General features: G+C 35.8%; 10 protein-coding genes and 1 pseudogene. 8 read left to right on the top strand and 3 right to left on the bottom strand.

The genetic code is table 11. The features are described 5' to 3' along the window. Nucleotides 1–89 precede the first annotated feature (89 nt). From D1839_RS15845 to D1839_RS15870, 7 genes and pseudogenes are all read left to right on the top strand, one after another. Nucleotides 90–440, top strand: a pseudogene (locus D1839_RS15845) (helix-turn-helix domain-containing protein); the annotation flags it as partial. A 344-nt stretch (nucleotides 441–784) separates the two neighbouring features. Then, nucleotides 785–973, top strand: coding sequence for an Arm DNA-binding domain-containing protein (locus D1839_RS21405; protein ID WP_353616260.1), 189 nt, complete (start codon nucleotides 785–787; stop codon nucleotides 971–973). After that, nucleotides 921–1,295: a tyrosine-type recombinase/integrase gene (locus D1839_RS21410; protein ID WP_353616261.1), complete on the top strand. Its 375-nt coding sequence runs from the start codon at nucleotides 921–923 to the stop codon at nucleotides 1,293–1,295. Before D1839_RS21405 ends, D1839_RS21410 begins: the two co-directional genes overlap by 53 nt. Nucleotides 1,296–1,468: 173 nt before the next feature. After that, nucleotides 1,469–2,302 carry a Cof-type HAD-IIB family hydrolase gene (locus D1839_RS15855; protein ID WP_120378811.1) on the top strand — a complete coding sequence of 278 codons (834 nt, stop codon included), beginning with the start codon at nucleotides 1,469–1,471 and terminating at the stop codon, nucleotides 2,300–2,302. 203 nt (nucleotides 2,303–2,505) lie between these two features. After that, nucleotides 2,506–2,655 carry a hypothetical protein gene (locus D1839_RS15860; RefSeq protein WP_166554463.1) on the top strand — a complete coding sequence of 50 codons (150 nt, stop codon included), beginning with the start codon at nucleotides 2,506–2,508 and terminating at the stop codon, nucleotides 2,653–2,655. Nucleotide 2,656: 1 nt separating this feature from the next. Further along, nucleotides 2,657–2,878, top strand: a complete 222-nt coding sequence (locus D1839_RS15865; RefSeq protein ID WP_199689952.1) for a DUF3813 family protein — start codon at nucleotides 2,657–2,659, stop codon at nucleotides 2,876–2,878. A gap of 283 nt (nucleotides 2,879–3,161) precedes the next feature. Further along, on the top strand, nucleotides 3,162–3,425 hold the full coding sequence (locus D1839_RS15870) for a NifU N-terminal domain-containing protein (RefSeq protein WP_077297279.1): 264 nt from the start codon (nucleotides 3,162–3,164) through the stop codon (nucleotides 3,423–3,425). Nucleotides 3,426–4,201: 776 nt separating this feature from the next. Here the strand turns inward: D1839_RS15870 and D1839_RS15875 are convergent. Both D1839_RS15875 and D1839_RS15880 read right to left on the bottom strand, forming a co-directional pair. Next, nucleotides 4,202–4,630: a hypothetical protein gene (locus D1839_RS15875; RefSeq protein WP_120378810.1), complete on the bottom strand. Its 429-nt coding sequence runs from the start codon at nucleotides 4,628–4,630 to the stop codon at nucleotides 4,202–4,204. A 21-nt stretch (nucleotides 4,631–4,651) separates the two neighbouring features. After that, on the bottom strand, nucleotides 4,652–5,494 hold the full coding sequence (locus D1839_RS15880) for a YitT family protein (protein ID WP_120378809.1): 843 nt from the start codon (nucleotides 5,492–5,494) through the stop codon (nucleotides 4,652–4,654). 442 nt (nucleotides 5,495–5,936) lie between these two features. Here D1839_RS15880 and D1839_RS15885 point away from each other — a divergent pair, with 442 nt between their 5' ends. Continuing rightward, entirely contained in the window at nucleotides 5,937–6,818 is an 882-nt protein-coding gene (locus D1839_RS15885; RefSeq protein WP_120378808.1) for a DegV family protein, read from the top strand. A gap of 361 nt (nucleotides 6,819–7,179) precedes the next feature. Here the strand turns inward: D1839_RS15885 and D1839_RS15890 are convergent, their stop codons facing one another. After that, the gene (locus tag D1839_RS15890; protein WP_120378807.1) at nucleotides 7,180–8,664 is read right to left on the bottom strand and encodes an alpha-amylase family glycosyl hydrolase; all 1,485 of its coding nucleotides are present in this window, start codon (nucleotides 8,662–8,664) and stop codon (nucleotides 7,180–7,182) included. Between the last annotated feature and the right edge of the window lie 288 nt (nucleotides 8,665–8,952).

Consider the following 8,952-nt stretch of genomic DNA (forward strand, 5'->3'; position numbering starts at 1 on the left):
TTATCTTTAGCAACAATTTTCGCAACAAACTTTTTAAAAATTTTCCAGAGATAACCTGAAATTATATACTATACTAAAAAGGGGGATTATCTCACGCCTATATTTCACAGATTGAAAATGGAAAACGCACCAACCCTACACCACAAGTGTTAGACAAATTAGCTAAAGGTTTAGATGAAAGTTCTCATGATATATGGGCAATTGCTGGATATTACGACGAAGATGACCTTCTGGAACCAATAGAAGAAAAGAGAAAGCAAATTTCGGAAAAGAAAAAGAACAAACGTTTGAGTAAAAAACGTGCAAAAGAATTATCGGCAATAGATTTAAACGCTCTACTAGAAGAACCTAATTTAAAATATAAAAATCATTTTATAACAACCAAAGAAAAGGAACTTATAAAGTCATATTTAGAAGCTCTTTTCTCTGATCGAAATTAGTATAATTGCAACTATAAAATTTCTTTCTGCCACAAGTGCAGAAATTAAAACCACTGACTAAAATACAAACACGCACATGCATATTCTTAACACAAGTAATCTTCTATGCATTTTTATTGCTTTTTAAAGAAATAACACATTATATATATAACATCACACAAAGCCTTAAAACAGCTTTTAATTACATACTATTTTTAAGGAGGTATTGCTTAAAGTAAAATTCTATTCTCTTCAAATAGCGCCTGTCCGTGCGAAAGAAGGGATAGGATATAAATGGAAATGCAGAAGTCGAACAAAGATTCAGAGCTATTCTTTTATTTTAATGCTAAAGGGGAAAAACTTTGGTGTTTAGACATAGATATTACGATTCTCTAGATAAACGTAGAGAAAAAACAAAACGTGGTTATAAGAAAGAAAATGAAGCTTACATGGCTCTTTTGGAGGTAAAAACCAATATAATAACAGTAAACCGTACTCGAGATAAATACGGAACACGAGCTCATAAAAGTGAAAAGAGTTATCGAAACAATTAAAATTGACGACATTCTAATAACGCAATTAAAGTCTTATTACTTATCGTGTAAAAAGATAAAAGTATCTCTGGGTTTACATTTACAAGAAAATGACTTAGTGTTTATAAGGAATACTGGTTCTCCATGCAACGATTCAACATTAAATAAAGCATTTGAAAGCTTATTTGATGGACTAGAGATAAAAAGGATTACGCCGCATGGATTGAGGCATACTCATGCGACCATATTAATTAAAAATCGGATCCCCGTCATTGAAATAGCTCAACTCTTAAGGGAACACTCCCTAAATGATTTACAATGTTTGCGGTCATTCATTCGATAGGATAGAAAATGAATCCGTACAAGCTTTTAGTGAAAGTGTAAACTCAAGTGCAATTCAATAATTGGGGGAGGTTTTGGGGGAGGTTTTTCAAAAATCACCTTGAAACCCACTGTTATCAGTATGCTCAAGAACGTATCAACTATAAACTATGGACAGATGAGGTGATTGAAAATATGCAGACAAACAGACATTTAATAGCTTTAGATCTTGATGGAACACTGTTAACGGATAAAAAAGAAATCAGCCCCAAAACGAAACAAGTTGTTTTAAAAGCAATGGCAGAAGGACATATTGTGGTAATTGCTACTGGAAGACCACATCGCGCCAGTATTGGATATTATGAAAATTTAGGTTTGACTACTCCAATGGTCAACTTTAACGGTGCTTTAATTCACCACCCAAGAGATAAAAAATGGGACGCATTACATAGCCCGATGCCGATCCGAACAGCCCATAAAATTATAGGAGCCTGTTATGACCTTAACGTTCGCAATATATTAGCTGAGGTTATGGATGAAGTGTATTTAGATCAATATGACCAAGCAATTATCGATATATTTCATATGACAGCAAATGATCCCCCTTTCACAATAGGGAGCCTTAGAAATAAATTAACGGAAGATCCTACTTCCATTTTGATTCATCCAAAAGATGAACATATTTCTAATTTACGACAACATCTCGATGATTTCCATGCTGATCTCATTGAACACCGAAAATGGGGTGCTCCTTGGAATATCATTGAAATTGTCCGAAAAGGAATGAATAAAGCAGTAGGTTTACAGAAAATTGCGCATTATTTTCACATTCCACAAGAGCGAATCATTGCTTTTGGTGATGAAGACAATGATCTTGAGATGATCGACTATGCTGGAGTTGGTGTTGCTATGGACAATGCCATTGATGAACTAAAGGCAGTGAGTAAATATGTTACAGATTCCAATGAAGCAGATGGGATTGCGAACTTCCTTCAAACCTATTTAAAGCTTGATGAAATCGCTCATTAATATCCAATTATTTCCTTCTATAACATACTTTGAATAAGACCATACTAATGGTGAGTGCAATAAATGTGCTCAGCTTTTTACTTCCCGAGTATAGCTGTATCATTTTGATGGCCATCACTTATGAACGCTAGAGAAAAGCTATGTCTTGGATCATGATTTTTCGAGATAAAGTGTATATCCCTATGCACGAAGGAGGAAATATCGTGAGTAAAGCAAGTAAATCAAAGCGTTTCACCCAACAAAGTGTAGATGCTGTAAAAAAGCATGATGAACGCTTCCCATACCGAAGCAGATTCTCTGAGGCACAAAGAAAGCAAGCTGAAGCCGATAACCATACAGTAGGAGGGTTTTAGGTTGGAAAACAATAACAACAATAACAATAATAACAATTTGTTTCAACAAGCAAGAAACGCTGTAATGAATTTTATGAATCAACAAAATAGTGCTTCTAATGCTCAAGATAAGCAAGCAGCACAAAATGCGATCCAAGCTGCTTATCAGGACGCGACTCCTGAAGAAAAGCAGCAATTACAGCAATTGGAGAACCAATTAAGACAACAAAATCAAATACAGTAACCTCTGCATGCCATGCTGTATTGGTTTTTTTAAGACAAGAAAGCCCCTATCCGTTGATTGGGGCTTTCTGTCAATTTAAACCAATTACATTTTGGGAAATTACCCCTTACCCCTACCCTGACAAGCTGAAAACCTTTATCTATTTCTTCCTTACATTCGCAAAGAGCATCATAACCTGCTTTATCTTTTTTCAATTAAATATACAAAACGACAAAATACTTTTTAATCCTACTTATATCTGCTAATATTGAAATTAAGTATGATGATGTAGGAGGGATGACGTATGGGAATTCGAGCTGAAGCCACCCCAAATCCAAATGCTATGAAATTTACAACGGATAAAATAATTTTCGAAGGTACGAACAGTATATCCGTAATGCCTGGTGATACGAGCGAATACGCAATTTTAAATGATCTGATGCAAGTAGAAGGTGTAGACAATGTGTTCGGCTATCAAAACTTTATTACTGTGAACAAGCAATTTGATACTGAATGGGATCATCTAATTCCAAGGGTTACAGAAGTTATTGAAAAACACGGGTTTTAAGCACTAAATCCATAGAATAGAACAAAGGCGCAGAGCGCCCGTTTAGCAACGTAGCGAATGGAACGAACAACTGAGATAAAGGAATCACGGTGAGGTACGAACCAATGATGACTTATCGTAGGGCGATTCGTGAAGTCGCAACGTTGCTGGGTTTATGCGCCGATGCGGCTATTCGGTTATTTCTTTATCCTTAAGCACCTCATTTTATACATTTTCATCTTATAAAAGAAGGCCAGCAAATCATTATAGCTGGCCTTTTCCCATGGAAAATTCCTCCCTGTAGTAGAAGGAATAATGTGCTCTCTTTTTTCTGTCTACTGTAATGGGATCATAACAATCCGTGGGTTTTTATCCATCCCCACGGCATGTTAGTAACCCAAGGGTAACGGATAAATAACTTCTTACGAAACAAGGCATTTGGCATTTGGGTACTGCTATCTCCCACTTAGCCTTATTGCTGTACAAATGATCCAACTCCTGAAGTGGTAGTCGTACACCAACTTATATATGAGATAAAAATAGTTTATCTCTTACGTGCAACTTGCAATAGAACTGCCCTTCCATCTTGTAAGGAGATACTCAGGAAAGTATGAAGGAGATAAAATTTCAGCGGCAATTTAAATGCTTCATACTGTTAGAGACTTTTAGGTTATATCCCTACGGTACTAACAATTATCAAGGAATAAAGAAAAGCCCAACTATTAAAGTTTCACCTTTACCCAGTAAATAGTTCTATACCAGATCAAAAATAAACCAATAAACCGCACAGTGATTAATTATTTGTTCTCCACATCCACCGGAAAGTAATTCGTATTAATTGGTTCATCTTTATCATTCTTTCCATATAGAGCGAGAACAGGTGGTTCCTTTGCAGTCAGTGTTTGCTTTGGCAAATCTATTTCTAAAGTGAACTTCTTCCACCTGCTTGCATTTTCCTTGAGAGATAATTTCGCCTCTTTATTTAGCGGTTCTCCTTCATGATCCAGCCTATAATAAACATTTGTATCTGTTGCCATTGCTTCGCCTTGTAAAATCACAATTCCATCTATTACTTCCATATCTACATTACGGAAGCTAACGGCGCTCGGCTGTTGTTCCCTTACTGATGAATTTTCTTCTCGTGTTGAAGCCTCCTTAGCTTCCTCTCCGCTACATCCAATTAACAGTACTGCTGTAAGTATGAAAACAAAATTTTTCTTCCACATGGTCCCTTCCCCTTCTTTTCTTTAATCTCTGCGGAAAAACCCAAAAATACCTGTCGTTTGGACAATATTTGTAAATGCATGAGGGTCTACCTCTTTAATAATACGTTCTAAATCATATAACTCATAACGTGTGATAACTAAATACAGCATGTCCTTATCTGTTTTAGTATAAGCTCCTTTGGCAGGAAGAATCGTAATTCCACGTACCATTTTTTTGTGGATAGAAGCTTGAAGCTCATCTGCTTTTCGAGTAATAATCATAGCTGTAACCTTCTCATGACGTGTATGAATAGCATCTATCACGCGTGTAGTTACATATAATGTTAGCAATGTATATAATGCATTTTCTGGTTCATAAAGTATCCCAGCGAATGCTATAATAACAGCGTTTAACATTAAAAAATACGTACCTATTGGCTTGTCCTTCATTCTTGAAAGGACCATAGCTACAATGTCCATTCCACCAGTAGAAGCACCGACCTTAAGGGTGATACCAATCCCGGTTCCGCCAATAACCCCACCAAAAACAGCATTTAAAATAATGTCTTCCGATATTTCAATCATAGGAATAAATTCTAAAAAAAGCGTTGTGCATAATACAGATATAACACTATACACTGTAAACCCTTTTCCAACCTTAAACCAGCCTAAGATAGCAACAGGAATATTAAATAAAGCTAATAAGATTCCTGTACTAATCCCTATGCCAATAAAATCATTAAAGACGCTGGATAATAACTGGGCAGCACCTGTAAAACCACTCGCATAGACATTTGCTCCAATTAAGAAAAAGTTTAAGGATATCGCATTCAGCAAAGCCCCAAAAATAACTACTACAATACGTTTTGCTTCAAATATGAACATAACTGCCTCCTTCTCTTGGCATAGAAAATTAAGTTTGGTCAGCAGAAGAATTCGTAGTGAGAACAGAAGCTCGCTTATGAAGATCAACTTCCACACCAAAACCTATGCGGACCAAGTAGCAAATTTTTAAGTTCGTTATCTCTTAAAGCTAGCAATAAGATAAACAGTTCATTTTACACGCCAGCTAACATCAAATTATATTTGCGTTTGTTCAAACATCGAATATTTTTCAATAATTTCCACCCCAACCATTTATCTCAACCTTTAAGCTTATTTCTATCAATTGGTTATTTTTGAGTATCAACTTATAAAAGCATTCTGCATACCATTTTTATCATACTTGCAAGAATATTATCAAAATTATACATCCCTTTTTTTTGACTATCTACGTGAACAACTATAAACTAAAAGAAAGATTACTTAAAGAAATGTAGGTGAAACAATGAATATAAAAATACTTGCAGATTCCGCTTGTGATTTATCAATGCACTATTATAACGAATTTGATATAGAGATGGCACCGTTAACTGTCCATCTTGATGATAAAGATTATGAAGACGGAAAGTCAATTGATCCTAAAACAGTTTATCACGCTATGCGGAATGGGAAAACCCCAAAAACGTCGCAAGTTTCGCCTCAACACTTTAAAGCTATATTTACGTCTTTTGCTGAGGCTAATCAACCTTTAGTTTATCTTGCTTTTTCTTCACAATTATCAGGTACATATCAAACAGCAAAAATGATCGAGCAAGAAGTGAAGGAAACTTATCCCGAAGCGCCTATTCATGTAATCGATACGAAATGTGCTTCTTTAGGTTGCGGACTTGTAGTTCTCCACGCAGCTAAACTTGCAAAACAAGGAGCAGACTTAGATACAATTATTGCCTCTAGTCGAGCTTGTGCATTAAATATGGAGCATATTTTTACCGTAGATGATCTAGAATACCTTTACCGAGGCGGACGTGTAAGTAGGACAGCAGCATTTGTTGGTTCCCTTCTTAAAATCAAGCCCATTCTTCATGTAGAAGATGGAAAGTTGATCCCATTAGAAAAAATCCGCGGTTCAAAAAAACTGTTCCAGCGAATGTTGGAAATTATGGAAAAACGTGGAGACGACTTATCCAATCAAACCATTGCGATATCTCATGGGGATGACACTGAAAGAGCTGAACAACTTGCTTCGATGATCAAGGAAAAATTTCATGTTAAAGAAGTTATTATTGGTATGGTTGGATCGGCTATTGGCTCCCATTCTGGACCAGGAACTATTGCACTTTTCTTTTTAAAGAATACTAATTTCCAACAACCTGTTCAAGAAGAATAAGCACTTTTTTCATTAGTTATAACAAATATTTCATGATGAGAAATTATTTATTTATTTTATAAAGAGACTGGAACATAACTAAAACAGCTGATTATAAAAATGGACCATAAAGTGAATCTTCAATCAGTGGGCACTTCCTTCACTAATTGGTAGTACCGTAATGGTATAACCTAAAGGCCTCGGCGTTTTAGGTGCTGTTATATCCACTTGGACTTGTTTATCCCCTGGTTTTGAAGTTTGGAGTCTTACAGCACTTTATATTGGGGATAAGATGGCTTATTCGACTTTTGCTATATACTATTTGCTTATGTCCCAGTCTCTTTATTGGTTTATGTCCCTCATCAGATTGAAAATGATATTATTATCGATTATTTGCTTTTTGCTTTTTCGATAATACCACTATTGCGATCATGAATAATAGAAATACTCCAACGATAAAACCAATAAACCACCAGTTAAAGCCTGTATCTTCTTTTACAGAAAATACTTCAGCTGACTCACGGTCTAATCCAATTCGATATTCTCCTTTATCATTTGCTCGAAACGTATGGTCGCCTAAGTACCCCCGCAGCTCTTTCCCTTTTTCCAAGTCTGTAATCGTAACAGAGCGTGTTTTTACATCGTTATTAATGGCAATATACATCGTTTCCTCATTGTAAGTTCGTTTAAACAAGATCATTGCTCCATCCGTACCAACTAATTCATAGCTTCCACGACGCAGAGCAGCAAACTGATTACGTAAAGAAGAGATGCGGTTAAAGAATTCCTTTATTTCCTTTCCACCACTGTTAAATTCTACCATTCGCTGTACTTCTTCTAACGTTTTTCCATACATGGGAAGTTCCGTACCTTGGTATATAACCGGAACGTCTGGCATAGAATACAAATACGTTAAAGCTAACGACCATGCTGTCAGTGGATTTCTGCCATTCTCCGCTAAGGTTTGGGTAAATCGTTCCATTGATTCATCATCCATAAATAACATGCTTAATGCATTGTCGTCCATTGTTTCTTCATAAATTTTTTCCGGTGAAACTCCTGGTTTAGAAAAAACACTACTCATAGTTTGTTGTGCTTGATGATTATCCACTGCATCAATATGATCATTCTCCTGTAATGAGGTTACATCGGAATTTGAGTCTAATACGTCTGCTAACAAATAGAAAGTTTCATCCTTATCTTTTATCTTACTCGTAAGAAGATTTAAAAATGTTTTCGATGATTGATCTGCTGCATGTAATTGAAAACCATCAATATTGGTTTCATCCATCCAATACATTGCTACGTCGACTAAGTAATTTTGTACCTCTTCATTCTCTTGATTCAGCTTAACGACATTTTCACTCCAAGCTGTGTCTATATTATTTGTAGGTTCAATCCAAGATTGCTTTGAATTGTCCTTCGCAATTGGATAGCTCTTGGCAGCATAGTTTGTAACAAGCTCTAATACTACCTTTATATCTCTTTGATGGGCTTCATCAATAAGTTTTTTCAAGCTTTCCATGTCTCCATATTGCTTTTCCACGTTGTAAAAATCTTCTATCCAATAACCATGATAACCATCTGGTGCATTTTCCATAATTGGTGAGAGTACGATCGCAGTATACCCAGCTTCTTCAAACGTATCTAACCTTTCTGTAATCCCTTCCAAATCACCACCATGGTATGCCATTGGATTATCCAAATCCATTTGTTTATCGATCTTAGGATCTGCATTACTATAGCGATCTACAAGGATACGGTAAAAAACTTCTTCTTGAATTCCTTTATCTTCCGCTTGTGCAAATGTTGGTACCCAAGCAAATAATCCAAAACAAACTAGTATTAGTGCGATTATATTTTTCATGCGTCCATTCCCCCATCCATCTATATTTCTTCTTGTCCTATTATTAAGTGTTTTCATTAATAGTCAAGCCTTAAAAACAGATTGTTAAAAAACCTTCATTTACCAAATGCATTAATATGTCCTTTCCTGCTGCTTAAAAGAAGATAAAGTGAAACGTCTAGTCAAGTACGAAGGCTTCAACCCCAATTTATAATTTATTGTTTCCTGTATAATTAGAAAAACTTGGCTTGTCGCCAAGTCTTATGGCGGAAGCCTTTGTTTTTCTTATACTATAAACCAAAAAAATCT

The organism is Roseburia sp. 1XD42-34, assembly GCF_009917385.1.
GTDB lineage: Bacteria > Bacillota > Bacilli > Bacillales > Amphibacillaceae > Virgibacillus.

Coding starts and splice junctions, on each gene's coding strand:
- D1839_RS15890 (WP_120378807.1), bottom strand. CDS start 8,664: ATGAAAAATATAATCGCACTAATACTAGTTTGTTTTGGATTATTTGCT.
- D1839_RS15875 (WP_120378810.1), bottom strand. CDS start 4,630: ATGTGGAAGAAAAATTTTGTTTTCATACTTACAGCAGTACTGTTAATT.
- D1839_RS15855 (WP_120378811.1), top strand. CDS start 1,469: ATGCAGACAAACAGACATTTAATAGCTTTAGATCTTGATGGAACACTG.
- D1839_RS15885 (WP_120378808.1), top strand. CDS start 5,937: ATGAATATAAAAATACTTGCAGATTCCGCTTGTGATTTATCAATGCAC.
- D1839_RS15870 (WP_077297279.1), top strand. CDS start 3,162: ATGGGAATTCGAGCTGAAGCCACCCCAAATCCAAATGCTATGAAATTT.
- D1839_RS15880 (WP_120378809.1), bottom strand. CDS start 5,494: ATGTTCATATTTGAAGCAAAACGTATTGTAGTAGTTATTTTTGGGGCT.